22 protein-coding genes are annotated in these 26,572 nt (G+C 62.0%); 14 read left to right on the top strand and 8 right to left on the bottom strand.

Annotated features, from left to right (window positions below):
• Window positions 1–498 precede the first annotated feature (498 nt).
• Together ACYG97_RS08635 and ACYG97_RS08630 are read right to left on the bottom strand one after the other, a co-directional pair.
• Entirely contained in the window at window positions 499–909 is a 411-nt protein-coding gene (locus tag ACYG97_RS08635) for a hypothetical protein (protein ID WP_023734373.1), read from the bottom strand.
• Window positions 910–1,202: 293 nt separating this feature from the next.
• Window positions 1,203–2,297 carry a mandelate racemase/muconate lactonizing enzyme family protein gene (locus ACYG97_RS08630; protein ID WP_023734372.1) on the bottom strand — a complete coding sequence of 365 codons (1,095 nt, stop codon included), beginning with the start codon at window positions 2,295–2,297 and terminating at the stop codon, window positions 1,203–1,205.
• Between the two features lie 188 nt (window positions 2,298–2,485).
• Between ACYG97_RS08630 and ACYG97_RS08625 the strand changes: the two genes are divergently transcribed.
• From ACYG97_RS08625 to ACYG97_RS08600, 6 genes are all read left to right on the top strand, one after another.
• Complete coding sequence (locus tag ACYG97_RS08625; RefSeq protein ID WP_023682469.1) at window positions 2,486–3,235, top strand: FCD domain-containing protein; 750 nt, start codon at window positions 2,486–2,488, stop codon at window positions 3,233–3,235.
• On the top strand, window positions 3,232–4,851 hold the full coding sequence (locus ACYG97_RS08620; protein WP_023714229.1) for a GMC family oxidoreductase: 1,620 nt from the start codon (window positions 3,232–3,234) through the stop codon (window positions 4,849–4,851). The genes ACYG97_RS08625 and ACYG97_RS08620 overlap by 4 nt, the downstream gene beginning before the upstream one ends.
• Before the next feature lie 104 nt (window positions 4,852–4,955).
• Entirely contained in the window at window positions 4,956–5,936 is a 981-nt protein-coding gene (locus ACYG97_RS08615; RefSeq protein ID WP_023672664.1) for an ABC transporter substrate-binding protein, read from the top strand.
• 60 nt (window positions 5,937–5,996) lie between these two features.
• Entirely contained in the window at window positions 5,997–7,541 is a 1,545-nt protein-coding gene (locus ACYG97_RS08610) for a sugar ABC transporter ATP-binding protein (RefSeq protein WP_023734371.1), read from the top strand.
• The gene (locus ACYG97_RS08605) at window positions 7,538–8,542 is read left to right on the top strand and encodes an ABC transporter permease (protein WP_023726632.1); all 1,005 of its coding nucleotides are present in this window, start codon (window positions 7,538–7,540) and stop codon (window positions 8,540–8,542) included. Before ACYG97_RS08610 ends, ACYG97_RS08605 begins: the two co-directional genes overlap by 4 nt.
• A gap of 3 nt (window positions 8,543–8,545) precedes the next feature.
• On the top strand, window positions 8,546–9,511 hold the full coding sequence (locus ACYG97_RS08600; protein WP_023672667.1) for an ABC transporter permease: 966 nt from the start codon (window positions 8,546–8,548) through the stop codon (window positions 9,509–9,511).
• A 193-nt stretch (window positions 9,512–9,704) separates the two neighbouring features.
• Here the strand turns inward: ACYG97_RS08600 and ACYG97_RS08595 are convergent, their stop codons facing one another.
• Window positions 9,705–11,069 carry a Do family serine endopeptidase gene (locus ACYG97_RS08595; protein ID WP_245260862.1) on the bottom strand — a complete coding sequence of 455 codons (1,365 nt, stop codon included), beginning with the start codon at window positions 11,067–11,069 and terminating at the stop codon, window positions 9,705–9,707.
• A gap of 481 nt (window positions 11,070–11,550) precedes the next feature.
• On the opposite strand from ACYG97_RS08595, the gene ACYG97_RS08590 reads away from it, so the two are divergent.
• The 3 genes from ACYG97_RS08590 to ACYG97_RS08580 all read left to right on the top strand — a co-directional run bounded on the left by ACYG97_RS08590 (window position 11,551) and on the right by ACYG97_RS08580 (window position 13,774).
• Complete coding sequence (locus ACYG97_RS08590; protein ID WP_023682462.1) at window positions 11,551–12,162, top strand: ATP-dependent Clp protease proteolytic subunit; 612 nt, start codon at window positions 11,551–11,553, stop codon at window positions 12,160–12,162.
• 69 nt (window positions 12,163–12,231) lie between these two features.
• Window positions 12,232–12,660, top strand: a complete 429-nt coding sequence (locus ACYG97_RS08585; RefSeq protein ID WP_050485925.1) for a GFA family protein — start codon at window positions 12,232–12,234, stop codon at window positions 12,658–12,660.
• Window positions 12,661–12,706: 46 nt separating this feature from the next.
• Window positions 12,707–13,774: a M42 family metallopeptidase gene (locus tag ACYG97_RS08580; RefSeq protein ID WP_023682460.1), complete on the top strand. Its 1,068-nt coding sequence runs from the start codon at window positions 12,707–12,709 to the stop codon at window positions 13,772–13,774.
• 129 nt (window positions 13,775–13,903) lie between these two features.
• Here ACYG97_RS08580 and ACYG97_RS08575 read toward each other — a convergent pair whose 3' ends face one another.
• On the bottom strand, window positions 13,904–14,728 hold the full coding sequence (locus tag ACYG97_RS08575) for an SIR2 family NAD-dependent protein deacylase (RefSeq protein WP_023682459.1): 825 nt from the start codon (window positions 14,726–14,728) through the stop codon (window positions 13,904–13,906).
• 935 nt (window positions 14,729–15,663) lie between these two features.
• Between ACYG97_RS08575 and ACYG97_RS08570 the strand changes: the two genes are divergently transcribed.
• Together ACYG97_RS08570 and ACYG97_RS08565 are read left to right on the top strand one after the other, a co-directional pair.
• Window positions 15,664–15,834, top strand: coding sequence for a hypothetical protein (locus tag ACYG97_RS08570; protein ID WP_023672674.1), 171 nt, complete (start codon window positions 15,664–15,666; stop codon window positions 15,832–15,834).
• Window positions 15,835–15,873: 39 nt separating this feature from the next.
• Window positions 15,874–16,371 carry a hydrolase gene (locus ACYG97_RS08565; RefSeq protein ID WP_023682458.1) on the top strand — a complete coding sequence of 166 codons (498 nt, stop codon included), beginning with the start codon at window positions 15,874–15,876 and terminating at the stop codon, window positions 16,369–16,371.
• A gap of 197 nt (window positions 16,372–16,568) precedes the next feature.
• On the opposite strand, the gene ACYG97_RS08560 is transcribed toward ACYG97_RS08565, so the two are convergent.
• From ACYG97_RS08560 to cphA, 3 genes are read right to left on the bottom strand one after another with little or no spacing between them, the layout of a single operon-like run.
• Window positions 16,569–17,393 carry a cyanophycinase gene (locus tag ACYG97_RS08560; protein ID WP_023682457.1) on the bottom strand — a complete coding sequence of 275 codons (825 nt, stop codon included), beginning with the start codon at window positions 17,391–17,393 and terminating at the stop codon, window positions 16,569–16,571.
• Window positions 17,390–18,289 (bottom strand): isoaspartyl peptidase/L-asparaginase family protein, encoded by a 900-nt coding sequence (locus tag ACYG97_RS08555; protein WP_023734369.1) that lies wholly within the window; start codon window positions 18,287–18,289, stop codon window positions 17,390–17,392. Before ACYG97_RS08555 ends, ACYG97_RS08560 begins: the two co-directional genes overlap by 4 nt.
• The gene (cphA, locus tag ACYG97_RS08550) at window positions 18,289–21,066 is read right to left on the bottom strand and encodes a cyanophycin synthetase (protein ID WP_050586853.1); all 2,778 of its coding nucleotides are present in this window, start codon (window positions 21,064–21,066) and stop codon (window positions 18,289–18,291) included. Before cphA ends, ACYG97_RS08555 begins: the two co-directional genes overlap by 1 nt.
• A 658-nt stretch (window positions 21,067–21,724) precedes the next feature.
• On the opposite strand from cphA, the gene sdhD reads away from it, so the two are divergent.
• Window positions 21,725–22,114 (top strand): succinate dehydrogenase, hydrophobic membrane anchor protein, encoded by a 390-nt coding sequence (gene sdhD, locus ACYG97_RS08545; RefSeq protein ID WP_027050929.1) that lies wholly within the window; start codon window positions 21,725–21,727, stop codon window positions 22,112–22,114.
• A 103-nt stretch (window positions 22,115–22,217) separates the two neighbouring features.
• Here the strand turns inward: sdhD and ctaD are convergent, their stop codons facing one another.
• Entirely contained in the window at window positions 22,218–23,876 is a 1,659-nt protein-coding gene (ctaD, locus tag ACYG97_RS08540) for a cytochrome c oxidase subunit I (RefSeq protein ID WP_023734368.1), read from the bottom strand.
• 311 nt (window positions 23,877–24,187) lie between these two features.
• On the opposite strand from ctaD, the gene ACYG97_RS08535 reads away from it, so the two are divergent.
• Window positions 24,188–25,015, top strand: coding sequence for a DUF2243 domain-containing protein (locus ACYG97_RS08535; protein ID WP_023734367.1), 828 nt, complete (start codon window positions 24,188–24,190; stop codon window positions 25,013–25,015).
• 30 nt (window positions 25,016–25,045) lie between these two features.
• Window positions 25,046–26,422 (top strand): NAD(P)/FAD-dependent oxidoreductase, encoded by a 1,377-nt coding sequence (locus ACYG97_RS08530; RefSeq protein ID WP_023734366.1) that lies wholly within the window; start codon window positions 25,046–25,048, stop codon window positions 26,420–26,422.
• Window positions 26,423–26,572 lie beyond the last annotated feature (150 nt).

Below are 26,572 nucleotides of genomic sequence, written 5' to 3'. Positions count from 1 at the left end.
TATGCTCGCAAAAAGCTGCCTGTTTCCTGACAATCGTGACCGCATCCCGGGTCGATACGACAGAGAACGGCCTCCGGGATCTCACGAATGATTCCGCAACCTCGGCGACGGATGAAGCTCGGTCAAAATTATCTTGCATACTTGCACCTCTGTACGACGCTAGCCCAAGCTCGGCCCGCGCAAATTGTTCCCATTGGCCTAATGCAGCCAGTTAGCATCCGGCTTGGGCTCCTTTGTGTGCGAAGGCCGGGAGCAACGCGACATGGCCGTCGCCGTCTGCCTTGGACAGTCGGCTGGACGTATTCGTCTCCGAATACGAACACGGGGCCGGACGCCTAAAAACGAGGAGGATCAGATGTGTCCAAGCCGCTCGCCAAAGTTTCCGATCCTCGGATCACCGCAGTTCCCGCGCAACAAGTCGCCGGGAGGACTGTTTGCTCGCGTTAATTGCGGTCGACCGACTCCTGGCTCATTCGCCGCCTCGCCAGTTGGCTCCGGTCAGCCGGCCTCGTCCGTCTCCGTCATCGCTGGCCGGCGGACGATCCAATCCACCAAACCGGCTTCGGTCTGCTCGCAGGCCACGAATTCGCGCACCAGACTTCGCGCCAGCTCGCGCCATTGACACTCGGGCACGTTCATCTCCGCGATCAGATCTCGGCATGCAGCGCGTATGATGTCGGCATCGAAGGCTGACACGGCGACAGGACCACGGTCTGTATTCTTTGCTCGAGGAGTGTCGTCGCCCTGACGTTCGCGAAAGCGCCTCAGCACCTCGCGCGATGTGGCGATCGCTTGTCGGGTTTGACTCATAGCCTCGTAAAATCCAACTTCGCGGACCGGTGAGCGGTGCCGTGATAGAATGAAGTCCTCCATAACCGCATGCGCAGTGTCCGTACGCGTTGCAACCATCGCCGCCTCCCTGCAGGCGCACCCAATGCTTGCAGCTTCTGCCGGTGTTCGGGCGGCCGCCTGCATTTGTCGTGTCGCTGCTATGATCGCGTGAGTTAAAGCCGGTGAAGCGTCGCTGCAATTACAAATGTAAGTGTGGCATCCGATAAGTGGTATGCCCGCTGGCTGCGGCGGCGGCGAGTTCGTTCTTCAGACGGTCGAAGTCTTCCTCGGCGAAGCGCTCTCCGCGTTGCCGGAACGAGGAATCAGGATCCGGACAAAATGCATGCGGCCGTGCCGCCGTTCAGGGGGCGCTATTGGCGAAAATCCGCCAATTTCCGCCAGTCGAAGACAACGCCCACTCCAGGCTCGTCGGGTGCTATCGCCAAACCATCCTGAAGCCTCAGCGGCTCAGTGGTATAATGGTCAATATCAAAACTATGCGCCTCCACCCAGCCGGCATTTGTCTGACCTGCAACGAGGCTGACATGAAGTTCCTGCATCCCGTGACTGCAGACCGGAATGCCAGCCTTGCGTGAGAGCGCTGCCACGCGCAGCCAGCCGGTGACCCCGCCGCAGTTGGAGGCGTCGGGTTGGATGTAGGCGAGATTCGACCAAGCGAAGGCATGCTCGAACTCCTCGATGACATGCAGGTTTTCTCCCATTGCCAGGGGCATTCCGGTCGCCTTGGCAATGCTGGCGTAACCCTCATAGTCGTCGGGTATGATGGGCTCCTCGAACCACAGCAGATCGTAGGCGGCGAATGCTCTCGCTGCCTCGATCGCTCGCGGGACGTCCAGCGCGTAGTTGGCGTCAACCATAAAGGTGACATAAGGGCCGATGCGCTCGCGAACTGCCTTCACCCGGGCCACATCCTCGGCAAGGTCGTCCTTGCCGACCTTGATCTTCACCCCGGTGAAGCCGGCATTGAGATAGGAATCGATGCTGGCCAAAAGCTGATCGAGGGTGAAGTTTAGGTCGATGCCGCCGCGATAGGCCTTGGCGCTCTTCCCGGCCCCGCCCGCCATCTGCCAAAGCGGCAGGCCGCTACGCCGGCCCTTGAGGTCCCATAATGCGATGTCGATCGCCGAGATCGCGAAAGAAGCGATGCCGCCGCGCCCGACATAGTGGATGTGCCAGAGCATGCCGTCGTAGATCGTGTCGATTTGCGTTGCGTCGCGTGCCTTGAGGAACGGCGCGAGGTCGTGATCGATCATTGCCTTGATCGCATAGCCGCCCCTGCCGCCGGTGTAGGTGTAGCCTGTGCCCTCGGTGCCGTCGGCAAGCCTCAGCGTGACGGTGACCAGCTCGAAATGCGTGTGCGCGCCGTGCTTGGCATCGGTCATCACCTCACGCAGTGGGACCCGAAACAGCCGGGTCTCGACTTCCTTGATTTCGGTGCGGCTCATGCTGCGCTCCATTCACGTTTTTTCATCGGACCATAATTGCACCGGCAGCGCTGACTGGCAACAATGTGGCTGATCTTTCAGCGGTTCTGAAGCCAATCCGTCATTTTTGGTCCTACAAAAGCATCAATCCGCTTGTGCTTTGGTCCGATTTACCTTCTAATAACAGGACCATCTGGGAGGAAAAAGGCTTGCTGGATACGGAAGAGCGTCCTGAGATGCCCGCGGCTATTCTCGCCGCTCGCGCGGCCGACGCGATGGTGGCCGGCATAGAGGCCGACATCACGTCCGGAAGGCTTGGCGACGGCAGCTACCTGCCGGCCGAGCGCGAACTGATGATCGAGTATGGTGTGGGCCGGGGCGTTGTGCGTGAGGCGATTGCGCGCCTGGCCAGCCGCGGCCTGGTGGAAGCGCGTCCGCGGTTCCGGCCCGTGGCGCGCCGGCCTGGCCTGGATGCCGCGCTCGGCGCCCTCGACGGCATCGTAGGACATCTGCTGAGCGACCAGGCGGGCGTGAAGAACCTCTACGACATGCGCGTCTTCCTCGAGGCGTCGCTGGCGCGCAACGCCGCCATCCATGCCCGCAAGGATGACGTCACAGCCCTGAGGGCGGCGCTGGCGATGAACGAGGCAGCCATCCCGGATTCTGAGAAATTCTATGCGACGGACGTGGCGTTCCACGCAGCGCTCTATGACATCGCGCGCAACCCGGTGCTGCCTGTCGTGCACAAGGCATTTACCGCCTGGCTGTCGCCGCATTGGATGCGCATGCCACGGTCGCCCGAGCGCAACCGCGTGAATTTCCTCAGCCATCGTGAAATCTGCACGGCCATCATTGAGCGAGATCCTGACGGCGCCGAGCGGGCGCTGCTCAACCACCTCTCGGCGGCCTGGGAGTATGTCCGCGGAACATTCGAAAGCCGTGAGGCGCCGGAAGCATGACGCAGTCCTACGACCATATCGTGGTGGGCGGCGGAGCAGCCGGCTGCGTCGCGGCGGCAAGGCTTGTCAAAGCGGGACGGCGAACCCTGCTGCTGGAGGCCGGCCATTCCCATCATCACCCCTTGCTCGACATGCCGCCCGGCATCTTCAAGATGATCAACGGCTCGAAATTTATGCGCTATCACCGCACCGAGCCGCAGGCCCATCTCGACGGCCGCGTCCATGAAATCTCGCAAGGCAACGTGCTGGGCGGCGGCACCTCGGTCAACGCCCAGGTCTACATGCGAGGCCGCTCGGCCGATTATGAGGAGTGGGACGAGCTGCTGCGCGGCAACAATGCCGGCGTACGCTGGAACTGGCAGGCGGTGCTGCCGCATTTCACCGGCATGGAGGGAAACAACCGCCTCGGCGGCGAACTGCATGGAAGCGAAGGTCCGCTGCTGGTCTCGGATCCAGGCCACATCGATGATGTTTCCCGTTGGTTCGTCCAGGCCGTCCAAGGCCTTGGATTGCCGTACAACCATGACTTCAACGGACCGTCGCAGCGCGGGGTCGGCTTCTACCAGTTCATGAACCGGCGGGGAAAGCGAAGCAGCGCCGCCTATGCCTTCATCGAGCCGCTGACGAATGATCCCAAGCTGACGCTGAAACTCAATTGCACAGTCAGCCGGCTGCTGATCGAAAACGGTCGGGTCACCGGCGTCGTCTATTCGGATGCGTCGGGCGCCGAGCATACCGTCCATGCAGATGCCGACGTGATCGTCTCGTCCGGTGCCCTCGTCTCGCCGAAACTGCTCATGCTGTCCGGCATCGGCCCCGCCGAGGCGCTTGCCGGGCACGGCATTTCCTGCGTCGCCGACCTGCCCGGGGTCGGCGAAAACCTGATCGACCATCCGGAGGTGCCGATCATCGCCACCGCAAACGGCCCATACGGCTATTTCAGGCAGGGCCAAGGCTGGAGGATGATCAGGAACGGCCTGCATTTCAAGCTCTTCGGCACCGGCACGATCCTGTCAGCGGGGGTGGAGGCCGGAGCCTTCGTCAATCCGGCCGATCCCGAGGGCGAACCGACGATCCAGGCCTTCTGCGTGCCGCACGTCTATCTGGACCGCGATATCCTGACCTTGGTCGAGAACACCTATGGGCTTACCGTGACGACAGTGGTGGTGAAGCCAAAGTCGCGCGGTTTCGTAAGGCTGCGTTCGGCGGATCCGAAGGACATGCCGATCGTTTCGCCGAACCTCCTTAAACATCCCGACGACATGAGGGAAATGATCTGCGGCCAGCGTTATTTCCTGCAGGCTTTTCAGACCAAGCCGCTCGCCGATCGGGTCAAGGCCATTGCCGTGCCAAGCCAGGATGATCTCAGCGACGAAGCCATGACAAAGCATTGCAAGCGCTTTGTGAAGACCAACTACCATCCGGCCGGGACATGCCGGATGGGCTCGGACAGCGACCGGATGGCGGTGCTGGACGCGGCGCTGCGCGTGCGCGGAATAGACAATCTGCGGGTTGCCGACATGTCGGCCTGCCCCAACATCAATGCCGGCAATACGGCGGCGCCCGCCATGATGCTGGGCGACCGCTGCGCCGACTTTATTTTGGAGGCGGCATAGCGCCCTGATCCAGCTTCCCGACGGCGTCATCGCCGAAGCCGTCTGGGCCGATATCGTGAGGAAATTACACAGTCGCTGAAAGCGACGATAAAGGAGGAAAGAGCATGATCATTACCCGTCGAAAACTACTGGTTGGCTCCGCCGCCGGCGCGGTCGCGCTGACACTCGGCTCACGCGCCTTCGCGGCGCTCCCGCCGCTCGCCAAGAAGGACAAGTACAAGGTCGGTTTCGCCCAGACGGAAAGCAACAATCCGTGGCGTCTTGCCGAGACCAAGAGCATGCAGGACGAAGCCGCCAAGCTTGGCCATCAGCTGGTCTACACGGATGCCGCCGGTTCGTCGGCCAAGCAGGCCTCCGACGTGAACTCGATGATCGCGCAGGGCGTCGACGCAATCTTCCTGCCGCCCCGCGAAGACAAGCCCCTTGTGCCGGTCATTCTTGCCGCGCGCGATGCCGGCATACCGGTGTTTCTGGTCGACCGCGACGTTGATCACACCATGGCCAAGCCGGGCGAGGATTATGTCTGCTTCATCGGTTCGGATTTCATCGAGGAGGCGACCCGCGTCGGCGAATGGCTGGTCAAGAACGCCAATGGCAAGTCGAAGATCATCGAGCTGGAAGGCACGACCGGAGCCTCGGCCGCTACCGACCGCAAGAAAGGCTTCGACGATTTCATCGCCAAGCACTCGCAGTTCACCATCCTGGCGTCGCAGTCCGGCGACTTCGCCCGTGACAAGGGCCGGCAGGTCGCCGAGACGCTGCTTCAGGCGCACCCTGATGCGGATATCATCTACGCGCATAATGATGAGATGGCGCTGGGCGCCATCGCCGCTTTGGAAGCAGCCGGCAAGACCCCGGGCAAGGATGTGCTGATCTTGTCGATCGACGGCGAGAAGGAAGGCGTCCAGGCGATCATTGACGGCAAGATCGGTGCTATCTGCGCTTGCAGCCCGCTGTTCGGGCCGAAGGCCTTCGCTACGATGGCCGACTATGCGGCCGGCAAGAAGATCCCGCCGTTCATCAAGAACGAGGATGCCTTCTTCGACGCCACGAACGCGAAGAAAGACTTCGATATTGCGTTCTGATATCCACTCTCTTTCCAGCTGCCCTACCCGCTCCGGCGGGTAGGGTTTGGGAGTTTGACGATGACCGCTCAGCCGGACCGAGCCCCGCTGCTCCTCGACATGCGTGACATCCAGAAGCGTTTTGCCGGCATCCCTGCCCTGGCCGATGCCTCGCTCCAGGTTCTTCCGGGCGAGATCCACGCACTCATCGGCCAGAACGGTGCGGGCAAATCGACACTTATCAAGGTGCTCACCGGCTATTACCGCCGGGATGCGGGGCAGGTGCTGTTCGAACGGAAGCCGTTCGAAGTTGGGTCTCCGCATCAGGCGCAGGTCAGCGGCATCAGCACCATCTACCAGGAGATCAATCTCGTACCGCTGCGCTCGGTGACCGAGAACATCTGCCTTGGACGCGAGAAGCGCCGCCGCGGCCTGCTCGACTGGAGCGCGATGCATGCGGAAGCCGAGCGCCTGCTCAGCCGCTTCTCGATCGGCATCGACGTGCGCCGCCCGCTCAGCGATTTCAACACCGCCACGCAGCAGATGGTGGCGATCGCCCGCGCCATCGGCTTTTCCGCCCGCCTCGTGATCATGGATGAGCCGACCTCCTCGCTGGACGAGCGTGAAGTCTCGGTCTTGTTCAGCGTTATCCGTCAGCTCAAGGCCGACGGCGTCTCCGTTCTGTTCGTCAGCCACAAGCTCGACGAGTTGTACGAGGTCTGCGACCGGGTCACGATCATGCGTGACGGCCGCACGGTGCGAAGCGCGGCGATGAGCGACATCGGCAAGCTGGAGCTGGTCGCGGCCATGCTCGGCCGCGACGTCGCAGCCGTCGAAGGCCACGCGACCGCGTTCGGCGAACGCGATCGGTCGAGGATCGGTGATGTGCTGTTTACCGCGCAAAGGCTGGCAGCCGGCCAGTTGGTCCGTGACGTGAGCTTCGACCTGCGCCGCGGCGAGATCGCCGGCTTTGCCGGCTTGCTCGGCGCCGGCCGCACGGAAACAGCCCGCCTCGTATTCGGCGCCGACCGCCGGAGCGCAGGCGAGATGACGATGGAGGGCGCGTCCTACCATCCCGCACGTGCCGCTGATGCCATCGCCGCAGGGATGGGCTTCTGCACTGAGGACCGCAAGGCCGAGGGCATCGTGCCGGAAATGACCGTCGCGGAGAACATAACACTGGCACTGCTGCCGAAAATCAGCCGCAATGGCATCCTGAACGAGGCCCGGCAGAAGGAGATCGTCGAGCGCTTCATTCGTGAACTCGACATCAAATGCTCGGGGCCTAACCAGAAGGTCCGCGAGTTGTCGGGCGGCAACCAGCAAAAGGTGCTGCTTGCCCGCTGGCTGGCAATGAACCCGAAGCTACTCATCCTCGATGAGCCGACACGCGGCATCGATGTCGGGGCCAAGGCCGAGATCCAGCGCCTAATCCGCAAGCTTGCCGATGACGGGCTCGGCGTGCTGATGATCTCCTCGGAACTCGAGGAAGTGATGGAAGGAGCCGACCGCATATTCGTGCTGCGCGAAGGAGTGAGGGTGGCCGAACTGGAAGGTCAGGCAGCCAACGAGGAGGACGTGCTCGCGGCGATGGCGCATGGCGGCGCGGCGAAGGAGGCAGCGTGAGCGATCTGGCCACACCATCCGCAGCCAACGACGCTGGAAACCGCCGCTTTGATGTGTTCGGTTTCCTGGCGCGCTACGGCACGGTGATCGCGCTTGTGCTGCTGGTCGTCTTCAACCTTGCCTATACGCGCAATTTCGCGACGCTGCAGACACTCAACGTCAACCTGACCCAGGTCTGCACGATTGTGATCGTCGCGGTGGGGATGACCCTGGTGATCGCCACCGGCGGCATCGACCTGTCGGTTGGGTCGCTGATGGCGATCTCCGGCGCATTGGCGCCGATGATCTTCATGGGCACGATTTTCCCGGTCGGAAACATCTATCTGGCGGTAGCCGTCGCGATGGTTGCCTCGATCCTCGTCGCCGGCCTGTTCGGGTTGTTCAACGGCTGGTTGGTCTCGCGCTTCCGCATCCAACCGATCGTCGCAACGCTCGTGCTGTTCATCGCGGGGCGCGGGATCGCGCAGGTTATGACCAACGGCAATCTGCAGACCTTCCGCGTGCCGCAATTCCAGTGGATCGGACTTGCCCGCCCGCTCGGCATTCCCGCGCAGGTCATCATCATGGCCGTGCTGGTTGCGGCGGCCGCTTGGGCCCTTCACCGCACGGTGTTCGGGCGAAGCATCCTGGCGGTCGGCGGCAATGAAAAGGCCTCTGAACTGGCCGGTATCGCCGTATCGAGGATCAAGCTCGCTGTCTATGCGATCAGCGGCCTGTGCGCGGGGCTGGCCGGTCTCGTCGTCATTGCGATCAACTCCTCCAGCGACGCCAATCTCGTGGGGCTGGGCATGGAGCTCGACGCCATCGCGGCGGTCGCGGTGGGCGGCACGCTGTTGAGTGGCGGAAAGGCCACAATCATCGGCACCCTGCTGGGCGCACTGACCATCCAGTTGGTGCGCTACACGCTGCTTGCCAATGGCGTGCCCGACGCCGCTGCGCTCGTCGTCAAGGCCGGCATCATCGCATTCGCCGTCTGGCTGCAGCAGCAACACCGGGTGTAATCCATGAACAGCGCCAGACTGGTTCGCATCATCGGCACCTACGGTGTCGTCATCGCGCTTGCAGCCCTCGTCCTGTTCGGATTCCTGCGCTACGACCGCTTCCTCGGCCTCTTCAACGTGATGAGCGTTCTGCGCTACAACTCGATGTTCGCGCTCGTCGCGCTCGGCATGTGCTTCGTGATCATGACCGGCGGCATAGACCTGTCCGTCGGCTCCGTCGCCGCCTTGGGCAGCGTCGCGTCGGCCCTGGCGAGCCCGCACGGCATCGTGGCAGGCCTTGCAGCGGGCGTTGGCGCCGGCCTGGCAGCCGGGCTGATCAACGCGCTCCTGGTTACGCGCGGCAACCTGATGCCTTTCATCGCCACGCTTGCCACCATGCTGGCCGCAAGCGGCTCGGCGCTGCTTCTGGCCGGCAACCAGACCGTTTCGGTGTCTTACGATTCGGGTTTCACCGCCATCGGCCAAGGGAATTTCTGGATTTTCCCGATTCCGGCAGTCATCGCCCTGGTTGCCTATGCCGTCGGCTCAGTGGTCCTGAACTACACCAGCACGGGACGGACGGTGCTGGCCATCGGCGGCGGCGAGGATGCCTCGCGGCTGATGGGGCTGCGCACGGACCGCGTCAAATTTCTCGTCTATGTTGCAAGCGGGTGCCTGGCCGGGCTCGCCGGCGTCGTTCTCGCTTCTCAGTTCGGCGCAGGCCAACCGATCGAGGGCGTCGGCTGGGAACTGTTTGCCATCGCAGCGGTCGTCGTGGGCGGGACGCTGCTGACCGGCGGCTCTGGCTCGGTGTTGACCACGCTGGCCGGCGTGCTGTTGCTCGGCATCCTTTTCAACGTCCTGAACTTCGAAAACGGCATGGGTTGGATTTCGCTGTCAGCCTACTGGCAGTCGGTGATCCGCGGGCTGTTTTTGCTCGTCGTCGTCCTTCTCCAGGCACGGCTTACGGCAAGGCGCGAAACTGCCTGAGGATGGCGAGCACACTCGAGCACGACGAGCTCAAAAGAGCTCTGACGCTGCAGAATAAATGCGCGTTGGGCGCCCGGCCAATGAGCGCATCCCGCAAACTTTCTGCGGCGATGCTTCCCCGTTGCACCTGGGCTCCGGCGCCTTTGGAGCGGATCCGCAAGCGGATCCTGGTGCAGTCACATGGCCGTCCTGGTCATTTCCCGGCGACCGCCACGAACACGGACTGCCCCTGCCTTTCCAGCCGAAACAGGATGGGCTTGCTCTGCCGGCGAGAGTTCGCCCACTCCTCGACGATATCCGAAGGCTCCGTCACGCGGCGATTGTTGGCCGATATGATGACATCGCCGGGCTGCAATCCGCTCCGGGCGGCAAGGCCATCGGGAACCACTTCCACGACGAAGACGCCGGTTGTTCCTGATTTGATGCCTAGCTGCTGACGCGCCTGATCCGGAATCGGGCTGAGGGATAGGCCGAGGCCTTCGGCCGCCGACTTCTTGTCGGGAACAGCGCCGGTCTTCACCTCCGCATCCTTGCGCTCACCGATGACAAGCGCGATCTCCTGGTCCTTGCCGCCGTTACTCCGTGTCAGAGTGGCCTTGCTGCCAGGCTTCTGGCTAGCCGTCGCAAGCGTGAGGTCATGGACACCCTCAATGCCCTTGCCGTTGAACCGGGTGATCACGTCACCCGGCTTCAAGCCGGCTTTCTCCGCCGGGCTGCCGGGCTCAACCGAAGCAACCAGCGCGCCCTTGTCATCCTTCATCCCGAGGGCCTCAGCCAGCGACGGCGTGATGTCCTGCAGGCGGACCCCGATGAAGCCACGCTCGATCCGGCCGGTTCGGATCAACTGGTCGGCGATGCTCTGGGCGGTGCGCGATGGCACCGCAAACCCGATTCCGATGCTGCCGCCCGACGGTGAGACGATGGCGGTGTTGACGCCGATCACCTCGCCACGTGCGTTGAACAGCGGACCGCCCGAGTTGCCTCGATTGATCGACGCGTCCGTCTGGAGAAAATCGTCGTACGGCCCGGCTTGAATGTCTCGCGAGCGGGCCGACAGAACGCCGGCAGTGACTGTCCCTCCGAGTCCGAAGGGACTGCCGATCGCGATTGTCCATGCGCCCGGCTGCATTGCATCCGAGTCACCCCATTTGGTCGTGGTCATGTTGGGCCGCGGGTCGACCTTCAGCACCGCTATATCGGTGGCGGGGTCACGGCCGACCAATTGCGCCGGCGCCGTTTCCTTGTCGGAAAATACGACATGGATCTCTGTCGCATCGGCAACGACATGGTTGTTGGTGACGATGTAGCCGTCGGCACTGATCACAAATCCGGAGCCAAGCGCCTCCCTCACCTGCGGCTGAACGGGTCCGAGGCCCTGGCCGTCGAACGGACTTGTAAAGTCGCCCGCCGTCGTCTGGTCCTGGACAACCTCCCGGGTCGTGATCGCGACCACGGCCGGCAATTTCTGCTGGATGATCGCTGTGAAGTCGGTCGGGGTATCCTGGGCCAGGACAGGCGCCACGCCACTGGCCGAGAGCATCAGCGCAACCGCGATCAAGCGCGTTGCAAATCGTCTTTGCACATCGTGAGACATTGCTGGACCTCCTGCCGGACAGCCCCGGCCGCTCGGCCGCGCCGCGCGGAGCCGGTGCTCCGGACGCTAGAACTGCCAACAAAGCTGTTTGTTTCAGCCCCCCGGAAAAATGGCACGGCCAGGAAAAACAGCCCGACCGCGGGGGTCCGGAAGGCAGCAGCCGGGAACCATTGAGGCCGTCGAGTTCAACCGTCCACAGGACTGGTCCCGGACGTGGCAGAAGTCAGCAAAGCGACTGCGTCAGCTCCGGCAAATGCCCGATATGCCCATGGAGCCAACCCAGCGGCTGAGGTGCCTCTACCGGGCCTGGTGCGAAAACGATCTGCAATGCAAGAGGGAGCTCAACAGCCGCAGAGAGACGCGGTCGTGATCACCGCCGCTCGAACTCCCTCAAGGGAACAAAAGGGTACCAACTAAGTTCGGCCCCCATAGTGAGGATGTCTATATGGATCTGTTGCCCCAGTCAGCCGAACACACCGTCTCCCCGCCGCCCGCTCCAGACCTTCACCGGCTTTTGTTCGATCCAAACTTGCGTATACACGGCTTGATTGATGACACTGTCGTCACCAAAGCCTTGGACGATTTGAAAGCCGTGCGTTCCGGGGAAGACGATCTCTACGTTGAAATCGACACGCCCGGAGGCGACGCCGACGGCGCGCGACGTCTAGCTCTAGAGTTCAAGCTTTTTCTGAAACACTCGGGCCGCAACGGCTACATCATTGGCAAGAATACGGTTTACTCTGCCGGGGTAACGGTCCTTGCCGCTTTCCCGAAAGCCTGCAGGTTCCTTTGCCCGCAAGCAGTCCTGCTGATTCATGAAAGAAGGCTTGAGAAAGACTTGGTTCTGAATGGACCAATTCGAAGCTGTCTTCAGATCGTTCGCGAACAACTTGCGCTGTTGGAAACGGCAGAGCGACTCGAGAATGAAGGGTTCGCCGATCTCGTCCAAGGTTCTCGAACATCGCTGGAAGAGCTGCGCGACCATGCCTTGACCAACTGCTACCTGATGGCAGCCAGAGCTTTGGAGTTGGGCCTTGTTGAAGACATTGCCGATTAACTTGACGCCTCGGATGCAAACGGCAGAGCCGAGTCCAACACGCTTCCCTCACTCATGGCTCCGGCGACCATGAACGGCAAGGTTGAAAAGATAGAGCGGACCGGCGGCTGTCTTTGCGGGTCTGTGAGGTATGTTGTCACCGGCGCGCCGTTGCGCGTTGGCTTGTGTCATTGCCAGGATTGCAAGAGAACCAGCGGCAGCACCTACAGTGCCTTTGCCGTGTGGCCGCGGTCGGCTTACCAGTGCAAGGGCGAGCTTGTTGCATTCAACGGCAGAGGTTTTTGTCCGGCATGCGGGTCGCGCGTGGTGAACCTCCGCGACGACGAAGCCGAGATCATGATCGGCACTCTCGATGATGCGCCAAACGACCTTCTCCCGGCATACGAGCTTTGGACCCCCCGGCGCGAAGCCTGGCTCCACAACCTGCCTTGGGCTGACCAATTCGCGGGCGATCGCACCGAAGAAGGCCAAAATTGGCGCGAAGCCCGACGAGTATGACCATGCTCGAATGGCCCTCCACCCATGAACTGTGAAAGTCAGCTTCATGCGCGATGAATCACTCAAGTTCTTGAAGAAAATTGTGGCGACCCCGTCGCCGAGCGGCTTTGAGCAACCTGTAGCGGAGCTTTTCCGCGAGTATGTTCGTCCGTATGCCCACAGGTTGACGACGGACGTCATGGGCAATGTCACAGCGATCATCAATCCTGAGGCGTCTATGCGCTTCATGTATGCCGGGCACATGGATGAGGTCGGCTTCATCGTCCACTACATCGACGATGACGGTTTTCTGTTCTTCAGCACCATAGGTGGAACGGACGTTGCCACTGAAATCGGCCAGCGTGTCTGGGTGCACGGCAAAGAGCCGATCCTGGGGGTCGTGGGTCGCAAAGCAATCCAGACCTTCAAAGCCTCTGACACGTCTCAAACACCCTCGCTGATGGAACTGTGGATCGATATCGGCGCGAGTTCGCGAGAGGAAGCGTTGAAGGTCGTAGAGGTCGGCAGCGCGGTGACTATCCATGGCGAGTTTGCAGCGCTCCAGGGCAACCTTGCTGTCGGACGAGCGTTCGACAACAAGGTCGGCCTCCTCATCGGCGCCGAGGTGCTGCGCTGCCTCTCTGAGGAGGGAGGCGTTCACCCCGGCGTGGGGCTCTATATCCTGGGTACGGTTCAAGAGGAAATCGGTTCCCGAGGCGCGATGACCTCGGCGTTCAATATCGCGCCTCGAACCGGCCTCGCAATCGATATGGGCGTGGCGATGGACTATCCGCGCGCTCGCGCCGAGGATCAGGGCAAACTGGACCTTGGGAAAGGGCCGGCAATCACTCAAGGCGCGAACACCAACCCGGTGGTGTTCAATCTGCTGAAGTCGGTGGCCGAGAAAGAGGGCCTGCCTTATCAGTTTCAGGCGGTGGGCAGCTCAAGCCCTACCGACGCGCGTGTCATGCAGCAGAACCGCGGCGGCGTCGCAAGTGGGGTGCTCTCCGTGCCTTTGCGTTACATGCATACCCCGTCCGAAGTTGTTTGCTTGGATGATGTGCAAACGACGATTGACTTGGTTTGTGCATATTGCCGGCAATTGACGCCGGAGATCGACTTCACGCCAAGATGATCGCTGCGGGATTGATTGTGGAAGTCGTGGCTCCAACAGTCGCCGATCTGGCGCCTGTCGGCCACCGCCCGGTTCGTCGGTCACCGCGCACCTGCGAAAACCCAACCACGGTCCACTGGGGAGCGCGCCTCAGGTCACCGCGACCGCTTCCACCAAACGCCTGAGGAAATCCGTCAGACCGGCTTCAGGATCATCACCTGCGCCAACGAGCACCGAAATACCCCAGCGCCCAAGCACGGCCTCCTCCACAGGGTTGCGGCTGGGCATGAAGATGAACGAAGGGGGACGATCTTTCTCATATCCAGACCGGTGCCAGGTTTGCCAAAGCCGGTGCAACAGCAGCCGGATGTTTGGATCGGAGAGGCTATAGCCAATGAACAGGATCGTGCTGCCGAGAGCGTCGGAGCGAAAGCGGACATCAAGGGGAGAATTGAAGGACAGGCGGTCAAGATAGTCGGTTTCGGTGAGGACAAGGGAAGAGTCCTCGTCAAAGTCGCCGTGAAATTTCACGATGTGCGTTATGCCTCGACGGGCCTGCGCAACGTGCCGTGCGTTGGCCACTTTCACGTACTCTCGACCGTGGATTTCAAAAGCGAGTTCCAGGTTCCGGTCATAGTTCGTCGTATAGATGACGGGAAAATCGAGCGTCACGATGAGACGGTGCAATTCCGATTTCTCGATCCGTTCCTTGGCGACAGACCAGTTTCTGTCCATCCAACTGCGAAGTGGTCCGATGCTGCCATGCTTGATCCGATAGTATTCGGCCAAGGTCTGAAAACGATCGCGTCGCGTGGAAAATTCATCGTCGACGCCGAGCTCCTTTGCCATTCGCTCGATGAGCTTCTCCCAAGACGGAAGTCCGACGCTGATCGATACCCCCGCCCCCACAAACAAAATTGCGCTGCGATGACGAATTGCATTGGCGAGCGAATTTATAGGATCATCATCGTTCATGGATAGGTCCTCCGAAGCCACTCGCGTGGGCCGGACCTAAAGGTGCGTGCCCCGTGAGCGGATCGTGGACGCGGCCCCGCAATTCGAGCCAGCACGGCGCACTGCGGGAGCATCGTGCTCCGCCCTCATCGACGAAATCGGATCGACCACGCACCAGCCAGCCCAGAGGGGGCGGCCCTTGCAGTCCTGCCGAGCCGCTTGCCACCCGAACCGAGGTAGCGGCCGCGAGGACACTGGCTGTGAACTGGAACCGGCGGTGTTGCGGTTTACTGGCCACGTTGATTCAGTTCTGCGCCAGCCATATTGCGCAAAACTCTATCGAGTTTCGCATTCACCAAGAGGTTGCGCCGCTTCGCGCCGATAAAGATGGCGAGAGAGTAAATCATTGTAAGAACAGAGATCATCGTCATTCCGCCCTAAACATCAGCGGCCGGAGATGTTCCATGCGCCCGGAAATATTCCAGTGCAGGTGTTTTTAAATCGCCGAAGCTACGCGCTCAATGCGCGGTTGGTTTCGTGTCCAGGGCGGACGAATTAGCGCAAGGCGGTATTCATCCTCCCACATCGGCGGCGGACTGAAGCGAAATGCTGGTTGTGTCCCCCAGAATTGCAATGAAACGCCGATGCTTTGCATGCGGCCCGGAACAAATGCTCGCTTGCACAGTTCGAGCCATGCAGCGGTCGACCCCCGCGCTGCAAGATCGGTAGCCCGATCGCCCGCGCCGGCCCCTCCCACGGCGCGGGCTTTCGTTTGAATTCACGCTGTCGGGGTTGGAGTCGCTCCGCCGTTGTCGCGAGCCGGCTGATATACGCGCTGTCCGGGGCTCGCGGGATGCCGGCGACATCGGCATTCGCGCAGTCCGGCAGGTCAGCCGATGCACGGGAACAACGCGGCACTGTGATGGTTTGGTGGCCTCGGAAGGTGGCAGAGAACGATGGGCAAAAAGCCCAAACAGCACGCAAAATCCACGGCGGATCGCGAAAAGGCGATCGAGGCGCTCTACTTCGCGCGCAAGTGCGGCCTTACGAAGGAAGAGGCACTCAAGATGCTTAGGGAAGCCCCGATCGGGATCGATGATGAAGCCGAAGAGCGCTCCGGCAGTTAGACGCGATCGCCGGTCGCGCGTCGCAGCCGGCCGCGGCGCATGATCTTCTTCACTTCCGATACGCATTTCAACGATCCGCGCATTCTGCGCCTCGACCGGCGTCCCTTCGCCTCGTTGGTCGATCATGACCAGGCGCTGGTTGCGTTTTGGAACGAAACGGTTGGCCCGAACGACGAGGTCTGGCACCTCGGCGATTTCGCCAAGGGTCCAGCCGAGACCGTGTCTTCACTGCTGTCGTCTCTTAACGGGTCCAAGCACCTGATAATTGGCAACAATGATGGCGCCGCCACCATTGGCGACCCGGCCTGGGCGAGCGTGCACCACTACATGGAGCTTCTTGTCGAGGGCAGCTTGCTGGTTCTGTGCCACTATCCTTTTCGCACCTGGAACCAGATCGGCAAGAGGTCGGTAAACCTGCACGGTCATTCGCACGGTCGTCTGAAGCCGATGACGCGCCAGCATGATGTCGGCGTCGACGCATGGGGGTTTCGTCCGGTAACCTTTGCTGCCATTCAGGCCAGTCGCCGGCGGGGTTAGCCCGACAGAACGCCGGGCGAGCGAAGGTCTTCAGCTTAGCGGGATTGGAGCCGACGAGAGGCCGTCTGTAATCCTGCCGGACCCGCAACAATGCGACAATTCTGGTTGGGCGACTTCAAATAGGAGAACTGCTTCATATATGCGGTTTTCGCGGTACGCGGACCGCGCCGCACCATCAGCTTGAGTGTGGCGAAGTCTTACGGAAGCCCTACCGGCCGTCGCAGCGCGAGATCGAACCCGTCGCCTGAGCTCAGCACGTGAACCCTAAGATCATGGATGGAAAGGGCGGCATCAGGCTCACCTTCCGCGATGTTGGAATGCGTCACGCCGGCTGCATCGACCAGATAGACAGCGCCGCTGCCGATGACCTTGAACATCTCGCCCTTCACCACGATCGCGGTGTCTTCATCGATGCCGATGCCGAGGACGCGCGGGTTCTGCGACACCGCCCCGATGAGCCGCCCAATGCGGCCCCGTTCCGCAAAGTGCTGGTCGATAATTACATTCGGCAGCAGGCCCAGTCCCGGCGCCATCCGAATGTGGCCGATCCGAAAGGAGGCTGCGTTCGGCCCCTTCACCATCATCGTGTCGCTCATGACCGACGCGCCCGCGGAGGTGCCGGCAATGACGCCGCCGGCTTCATAGATTTCGTGCACCCGCTCGTCGATGGGCGTGTCGCCGATCTGGCTGGTGATCCGGAGTTGGTCGCCGCCGGAGAAGAACACCGCGCTCACGTTTGCGAGCGCACTTATTTTCTTTTCATGAGCTGCCTCGAGGCGGTCGTTGACGTAGAGTTCGATGACATCCTTGATGCCCAGCTCACCGAAGGACCTCTGATACTTCTCGAGATAGCCATCCGGCTCATGAGACGCGATGGTGGCAAGCACCAGGCGGCCGTTCGGAACCAGGCTCGCTACCTCCTTCAAGATGACACGATCGCCATCATGGTCCTCGTGGCCGCCGATGATGACGAGCGTTCCAGCTTTACCGTTCGAGGATCGTTTTTTCTTCTTGTCGGTCATTTGCCCACGTCTTTCTTGCGCAGGAAAACGTGCGGGTGGTTGTCCTCGCTGGTCATGAAAGCGACTGCGAACTCCCTGCTGTTATGCGCCCATCCAGACACGCCGGTCGCGGTAAGCACGATGGCTCCGGCTTCGCCGCCGATCGCCTCGACTTCCTTGAGCGCGGGATTCAGCACCTGCTCCAGGCCGCCTTCAGCCTGTCCCGAGGACAATGCCTGCCGCGCCGAGAGTGACTGCATGACACGGGCCGCGAGAGCCTTTCGCGCAATATGCTCACCGTCTCCCGAGAAGGCGACGGCTCCCAACCGGTTGTCGGCATAGTAGCCGCAACCGGGTTGCGGAGAATCCCCCACACGACCCGGAGCACTGCCGTCCAGTCCGCCGGTCGAAGTGCCGACGGCGATGTCCCCGTACTGATCCAGGGCAACCACACCGATCGTATCCTTCGCCTCCGACTTGCTGGAGGCGTCGCGCTGCTGCGGCGTGATCAAATCCGCCGGATCGCAAAGCTCCAGCTGCTTCTCGGCGGCGAAACGCCGGGCCCCCTCCGACGCCAGCAGGATCGGCTCCTCATGCAGCATGGCCTTCGCGACACTGATTGGATGGCGCACGCCCTTGATCACTGCGACGGCACCCACATTGAAGTCCCTGCCCTCCATCAGGCCAGCGCACATCTCGACCTCGCCGTCCGAATTGAGGGCACTTCCATATCCCGCATTGAACGTCGGGTCCGCCTCGAGGATGCGACCGGCCGCTTCCACCGCATCGACCGCCGTTCCGCCGCCGGCCAGGACGGCCCGACCTGCCTCGAGCGCCTCGATGCATCCGTTGCGATGCGCCTCCTCCTCTTGCGGATCGATCTTCTTGGCGCCGCCGTGCAGGATCAGCGACCACATCAGCCAGCCCTCAGATGGCGAATATGGGTCTGATCGGGCCCTCCCCTCGAAGGCGTCGCGCCTCCGAAGCCGGTTACCTGCCGCCACACGGCTTCAACGTCGTCGACGGTCAGCACGACAAGGTCGTTTTCCCGTGCAAGCCTGAGACACACGTCGACGGCCTCCTTCTCGGGACAGACGGCGTGAATGCGGCCTGGGGCGCAGCCGGCGTTCAAGGCACCTTCCCGCAGCAAGCCGGCGATCGCTCCGGGGGCTCGGCCGCGCAGCTCCTGCTCATCCTCCTTGAAGACGATGACGTCGAATATCCGCGAAGCGATCGCGCCCATCTCGCGTATATCACAATCGCGGCGGTCACCGGGTATGGCGACCAAGCCGATCGTGCGCTGATAGCCGCGCCTCATGTGGGAAACGAGCTTTCCGAGCGCCTTCAGCCCTTCCGGATTGTGCGCATAGTCGACGATCGTGCGGAAACCATGCCCGTCGAAGACGTTGAGGCGACCGGGAGATTGCTCGAACGAGGTGCCAAACTCGGCCAGCGCCGCCCGGATCGTTGCCGCCGGAACGTCGTGGCAATGCGCCATGGCGACGGCTGCCAGGCTGTTGGCAACGTTGAATTCGGCAGAACCCTCGAAGGTCGCGGGAATTTCGTCGACGCTCATCAGGAACATCGATTCCCCATCCTCATGGATGAAAATGTCCCAGCCGTCGCTGCTGGGCTCCCGCGTCACGGCGCGGCCGCCTTCCGCCAGGTGGCTGCGCAAGAAACCGGGCCACTCGCTCCTGCTCGCCAGCGAGAAGTAGCAGATCCTGCCGCCGGCATCGCGCGACATTGCGGACGTATGGACGTCGTCGGCATTGAGAATGCTCCATCCGCCGCGGCGGACGGACTCGACCACGACCGATTTCACCTCCGCCAGGTCCTCGATTGTGTCGATGCCCCTCAGCCCGAGATGATCGCCGTGGACGTTCAGCACCGCGCCAACATCGCATGCATCGAAGGCAAGCCCTTCGCGCAGGATGCCGCCGCGTGCACATTCCAGCACCGCGACATCGACACCCGGCTCGCGCAGCACGATCCTGGCGCTCTGCGGGCCTGAGCAATCGCCTGTGATGATTCGTTCGCCGTTCAGGTACACGCCGGTGGTCGAGGTGAGCCCGACGGTTGCGCCATTCGCCTGCAGGATGTGCGCCAGCATTCTGGCAGTGGTCGACTTGCCGTTGGTCCCGGTGATCGCGAAGATCGGAATCCGGCCGTCCTTGCCGCCTTTGAAGAGAAGATCGAGCACGGGCCGTGCGACGTTGCGGGCGCGCCCCGACGAGGGTTCGAGATGCATGCGAAAGCCAGGACCGGCATTCACCTCTATGATGCCGCCGCCGGTTTCGCTCACCGGCCGTGAGATGTCGGGACAGACGAAGTCGATCCCGGCAATGTCGAGGCCGACGATCTGTGCCGCCCGCCTGGCGATCAGCGCGTTTTCGGGATGGATTTCTTCCGTTCGGTCGATCGCGGTCCCACCGGTGGAGAGATTGGCGGTGGGCCGCAAGAGCACCATTTGACCCGGCGCTGGAACGCTCGCCAGGGTGAGCTGCGATTTTGACAGGAAATGCTCGACACATTCGTCGATCTCGATGCGGGTCAATACCGAGGAATGGCCCTCTCCCCTTCGTGGGTCGCGGTTCGTCTCCTCGACGAGCTCGGCGACAGAACTCCGGCCATCGCCGACCACATGGGCCGGAACCCTCTCGGCGAGCGCCACCACCTTTCCGCCGATCACCAGGATCCTGTGGTCCGAGCCGACGAAATGCTGCTCGACTATAACGCTACGGCTGTGTTCTCGCGCCTGTTCGAAGCCCCAGCGGACCTCGTCTTCTGTTGCCAGACCGATGTTGACGCCGCTTCCATGATTGCCATCGAGTGGTTTGGTGACCACGGGGTAGCCCAGCCGTGCTGCCGCCGCGACTGCGTCCTGCGCCGATCGCACCAGCTCCCCGCGTGGCACCGGCAGGCCGGCCTGTTGCAGCAGGAATTTGGTCAGGTCCTTGTCCGAGGCGATCTCGGTCGCAATCTCGGAAGTGAGGTCGCTGCAACTGGCGCGGATCCGCTTCTGATGCTTTCCGTGACCAAACAGCACGAGGCTGCTGTCGTCGATCCGCGCGGCGGGTATGCCCCGCCTCTCGGCCTCGCGCACCAAGGAAGCAGTCGTAGGCCCCAAGGCACGCTCGGCGGCCAGACGCTTGAGCTGCTGCAGCCTGGCTGCGAACTCGAATGGCCCCTGCGTTTCCGCAATGTCGCCGAGCCCCTCGACACCATGCAGATTGGCCGGCAGCAGGCTGTCCACCAGTTCGAGCGCGACGCGTCCGGCGAGCAGCCCGACAAGCTCATCCTTGTAGGCGAACATGACGTTATAAGTGCCGGGACTGCCTTTGACCGACCGTGTCTTTCCTCGTGTCACCCGGTGACCGAGCATGCTCTGCAGTTCCAGGGCGACATGCTCGACGACGTGGCCGAGCCAGGTTCCTTCCTGCATGCGGCGGACGAAGCCGCCGGCGGCGCCATAGCTGCAGCCATGGCCCGCAAGGCCGGGCAACAGTCGGACGATTTGTTCGGAAAACCCGGGCAGTTTGTCTGTCGGGAACGCCTCAAGGGCTCCGAGGTCGATCCGAATCTGGACCATTGGCGTCATACTATAGAGGTGCGGCCCGCGAAACACGCGGGCGTCCACGACGCGGATAGGGCGAAAACGCGAGGCGCCCCGATGAATTTCTTTGTCCGACATAGTCCGTTTCTCCTGACTAACTCCGCAACATCCGGAGGATCGGTTAGTTCCCGGCTCTTTCAGCCCAAATATTTTTGCAGGAGAGAGAAACAAAAGTGGCCGTTAACATATGTTGGCCCAAGAACACCCTCTGGTCATCTCGGCCACGTGCGGTCGCTGTTCTGAGGGCTACTTATCTCTCGGGACGAGGCGGGCCAGGCATTCGCTCGTTTTCACAAGCATTCGCCGGGCACATCGCGCCCGTTGAGCTAGTGCCCGGCTTTAGCTCATGGCGACCCATTGTGCGGGTCCAGCACTGAGGCATTAATCTTCAGCACGCCTTCGGCACCCGGGAACATTTCCAGACGCGTCAGGTTTGGAACCATCCTTGCACCGGAACTACAGCCATGCAGAGTCGAAAATCGGTGAAGGCCGCGCTCGTCAAGGAGATCGACGCGGTCCGCCTTCGTATCTCGCTGCTTGAAAGCGAGCTATGCAGAGATGGCAGACCCAGGCAAATTGGATGGCGTTCAGGATACGAACTGAACGCCCACAAAGCCCGCCTTGTTCGACTGGAGACCGTGCTTGCCCACTATCCGTCGGCACCGACGGCCCGGGCATCGAAACAGCAACAGCTTGAGTTGCGCGCAAGGCAACCAAGTAGTTTTGGGGAAACGCCATGGCTGACAGACCCTCAATCAGAACTCCGCTAGCTCGAGTGCGGGGCCTTGGATCGGCGAAACACGGAACCGAAACGTTCATGCTGGAGCGGCTGACATCTGCTGCCCTGTTGATCCTTGTCATTTACATCGTCGCGGTCGTTATAATGCTGGTCGGTGAGCCTCGAGACGCCGTCCTCAGCGTCGTAGGATCGATCTATGTCGCGCCAGCCCTTATTGGCTTCATTCTCGTAAGCTGCGTTCACATGCGGCTTGGAATGCAATCGATCATCGAAGATTACTGCCATGCCACCGTGCTCAAATCGCTTCTTCTGATCGCCAATTGGTTATTCTGCTGGGCAGTCGCGCTCGCAAGCTTGTTCGCTGTGCTGTTAATCAGCTTCAGATAGCGATCCGGTTCTCAGCTGCAGCCAACGTCTGCCACCAGCAGGCTGAAGTTCGCCTCAGCGGCGAACCGGGCTGGCTTGCGCAAAGGAGTTCGACAACCCGGCCTCATCTGATTTGCGGCAGCCTGTCCCATTGATGGAAAGGGGGTGGAGAGGTCAGCTCCCACTCCAATGTGGTAGCTCCTGGCCCCCATGGGTTCATGCCGGCGGCTCTTTGCCGGTAGAAAGCTTCCAAGATGCCGAAGAGGAAAATCACGACACTCGCGGCCGACAGGTACGATCCATACGAGGACACCATGTTCCAGCCGGCGAATGCGTCGGGATAGTCGACATAACGACGCGGCATGCCAGCCAATCCAAGGAAGTGATGGGGGAAGAAGACGAGGTTCACGCCGACGAAGGTCGTCCAGAAATGGACCCCAGCCAGAAGCGGGTTGTAGAGATATCCCGTCATTTTCGGAAACCAGTAATACCAGCCCGCGAAGATGCCGAAGATCGCTCCCAGTGAAAGTATGTAGTGGAAATGCGCGACGACGAAGTATGTGTCGTGCAGTTCACGGTCGAGGCCGGCATTTGCGAGTTGAACGCCCGTCACCCCGCCTACGGTGAACAGGAATATGAAGCCGAGGGCCCAGAGCATCGGCGTCCGCAGGCTGACCGAACCGCCCCACATGGTTGCAATCCAGGAGAACACTTTTATCCCGGTCGGCACTGCGATCACCATCGTGGCGAAGGTGAAGTAGCGCTGCGTGTCGAGGCCTATCCCGCTGGTGTACATATGGTGGGCCCAGACGACGAAGCCGATCACCCCGATCGCCACGATTGCGTAGACCATCCCGAGATACCCGAAGATCGGCTTTCGCGAGAAGGTCGAGATCACCTGGCTGACGATGCCGAACGCCGGCAGGATCATGATGTAGACTTCCGGGTGGCCGAAGAACCAGAAGAGATGCTGGTACAGCAGCGGGTCGCCTCCGCCGTCCGGCGCGAAGAACGTGGTTCCGAAATTGCGGTCGGTCAGGAGCATGGTGATGGCGCCGGCCAGCACCGGCAGAGCCAGCAGCAGCAGGAAGGCGGTGATGAGGATCGACCACACAAACAGGGGCATCTTGTGCAGGGTCATCCCCGGCGCGCGCATGTTGAAGATGGTGGTGATGAAATTGATGGCTCCCAGGATCGAAGAGGCGCCCGCAATGTGCAGAGACAGGATGACCAGATCCACGGCGGGACCGGGATGGCCGGAGGTCGACAGCGGCGGGTACAGGAACCAGCCGGTCCCAGGGCCATAGCCGCCGGGGACGCTGGGCATGAAGATCGACAATAAAAGCAGCATCAATGCCGGCGGCAGCAGCCAGAACGAGATGTTGTTCATGCGCGGGAAGGCCATGTCGGGGGCGCCGATCATGATCGGAACCATCCAGTTGGCGAAGCCGCCGATCAGGGCGGGCATCACAGTGTAGAAGATCATGATCAGCGCGTGGGCCGTGGTGAAGACGTTGTAAAGCTGCTTGCCGGCGTCGATCGCCGCGTCGCCCTGGTAACCGTAGATCATCGACGCCAGTCCGGGGAAAAACTGGATCCCGGGTTGCTGCAGCTCGATTCGCATGCTCACCGACAAGAGCATGCCGATCACCCCCGCGATGAAAGCGAAGACCAGATAGAGTGAGCCGATGTCCTTGTGGTTGGTCGAAAACAGCCATCGGGTGATGCCGGTCGGCTGGTGGCTGTCGAGACCGTCCGGATCTGCCGCCGTATATTCGTTCATGACCTTCTCCGCTTGAGCCGTCCGTCGCCAGCATCGAACCGTGCTGGAACTTGATTGTTCCCTCCACCGAACCGGCGGTAGGAACATTCCACGGAAGTCGCTGTTAGGTTCCGCGCGGCCGACCCTGCGCGGCTGAGGATCGACGTCCATGCTGGCGATAATTGCTGCGACCCTGGTTCTGACGACGGTGGTTGGTGGGCTGATATCCGCCTTCTGGCTCGAGGCGCGTCATGGTCTCCATGACCCCACGCCGCCGGACATGTCGGTGCCCAGGCAACTGAACGCCCCGGCCTGGAGCCGGTGGTCCTGACATGGACGCGATCACCGCGACACTCGACCCGAGGACGCGAGCCGGCTGGCTGCTGCTCGGCTTCGCGCTCGGCGGTTTCTTCGACGGCATCGTCCTGCATCAGATCCTGCAATGGCATCATCTTCTCTCGGGCGTCGCCGATCCGGCGGGTTCCGACCTGCGCTTCCAGATCATGGCCGACGGCCTCTTCCATCTTTTCATGTATGTGCTCGCCGTCGCCGGCACGGTGCTGCTGGTGGCCGCGAGGGCGGCCGGCGCGCGGCCCGGGACCACCACGGAGATCCTGCGGCTCGCCTTCGCCGGGTTCGGCGTCTGGCATGTCGTTGATGCCGTCGTGTTTCACTGGCTGCTGGGTCTGCACCGGATCAAGATGAACAGCGACTTGCCGCTCGCCTGGGATATTGCGTGGCTGGTCATCTTCGGCATCGTGCCGCTTGTGTTGGTGCTGGTGCTGCCCAACCGCGGCGGACCGGCACGCGGTGCTTCGGCAGCGCTTACCAGCATCGTCCTGCTCGCGGGATTGGCAGCCGGCGCCGGCCCGTTCTTCAACGGCGCCGCCAATTCCATCATCGTCTTTCGTGTCGGGATGGAACCGGCGGCGATGATGCGGGCCGTTGAAGTCGCCGACGCCCATCTCAAATGGGTCGACGCCAGCGGCACCATCTGGGCGGTCGACCGCGTCTCATGGCGCGGGTTGGTAGCCCTTCACGCGCGCGGCGCCTTGGTGGTCAGCACGACGCCTGTCATTGCCGGATGCCTTGCCTGGACCGATGCCGCCGGAGTGAGCAGTAGCTCCAGCCAGCAGCGTGGCACTCCTGCCAGGCTATGACTTCCGGACAGGGATAGGGGAGTATCAAGCATGCAATTCGCCACCGAGAGCAGCCACGGCCGGAGCCTGACACCGCGCATCGTCGTGGTCGGCGGAGGCTTTGCCGGTCTGGAGGTTGCCAAGGCGCTCGGCAAGGCGGAAATCGGGGTGACGATCATCGACCGCCACAATCACCACCTGTTCCAGCCCTTGCTCTATCAGGTTGCAACCGCCGCCTTGTCGGCGCCTGACATCGCCGAGCCAATCCGCAAGATCCTGGGCCGCTATCCCTCGGTTCAGGTCCTCTTCGGCGATGTCACCGAGATCGTCACCGAGGCCAGGATACTGGTGCTGGCCGATGGGACCACGGTCCCCTACGACATCCTGGTCTTGGCCACCGGTTCGCAGCCATTCTATTTCGGCCAGGAGAGCTGGGCTCGGGTTTGTCCCGGCTTGAAGACCATCGAGGACGCGCGCACGATCCGGTCACGGCTGCTGCTATCGTTCGAGCACGCGGAACGGACCACCAATCCAGTCGAGCAATCCCGGCTGATGACGATCGCCATTATCGGCGGCGGCCCGACGGGTGTCGAACTGGCGGGCTCGATCGCCGAACTCAGCCGGCACACACTGGCGCGCGACTTCCGCAACATCCGGCCCGAGAAGACAAGGATCATACTGGTAGAAGCCGGCGAGCGTCTGCTTGCCGGATTCGCCCCGGAGCTTTCCAGATATGCACGTATGCGCCTTGAAAGCCTGGGCGTCGAGGTCGCGCTCGGCAACCGGGTCGAGGCGATCGAAGCGCATCAGATCACCGTCGGCGGCCAGGTGATCCCGGTGGCCTTGACGCTCTGGGCCGCTGGGGTGGCGGCTTCTCCGCTGGTCGCCCAGCTCGGTGTCGGGCTCGACCGCGGCGGTCGGGTGAAGGTCGAATCCGACCTGCAGGTCGTCGGCCACCCCGATGTCTTCGCGCTTGGCGACGTCGCACTGGTCCTCGATGGGAACGGCCAGCCATTGCCAGGTCTTGCCCAGGTCGCCAAGCAGCAGGGCGAGCACCTCGGCATGGCACTGGCACGCCGGATAGATACTGGCGACACGCTGCCGGCTTTTGCCTTCAGCAATCGAGGCAACACGGCCATTGTCGGCCGCCACGCTGCCGTGTTCGAATCGGGCAGGCTGAAACTGAAAGGCTGGATCGCCTGGTCTGCCTGGGCGCTCATCCATGTCTACCTGCTCGTCGGTTTTCAGCACCGCGTTCAGGTCTCGATCCAGTGGCTCTGGCGCTACCTGACCTATGAGCGTGGCGCCCGGCTTATCGCCGAGGAACGAGTCGAACCGGGTTCAACATCGTCGCCGGGAGCGGTCCCGAGAGAGCCGCTGCCACCCAAGGCAGACCCTGCCCCGGCATTGCCCGCCCGCACTGACTAGATTGCCGGGTGCTCAGTTCGGAGACAGTGGCGATGCGGGCGTCAGCTCTGGATTCCGCCACGGCCCGTCGTCCCACGGCAGCCCGAACCTCGATAGTTGAGGCGGGTGGTTCCCAGCTTGTATCCGGTGCCGGCCTGATGGATCCGGATG

The organism is Mesorhizobium sp. W067, assembly GCF_054719525.1.
Note: the sequence above shows the minus strand (reverse complement) of the source record. Positions and strands in the feature narration are given on the sequence as shown.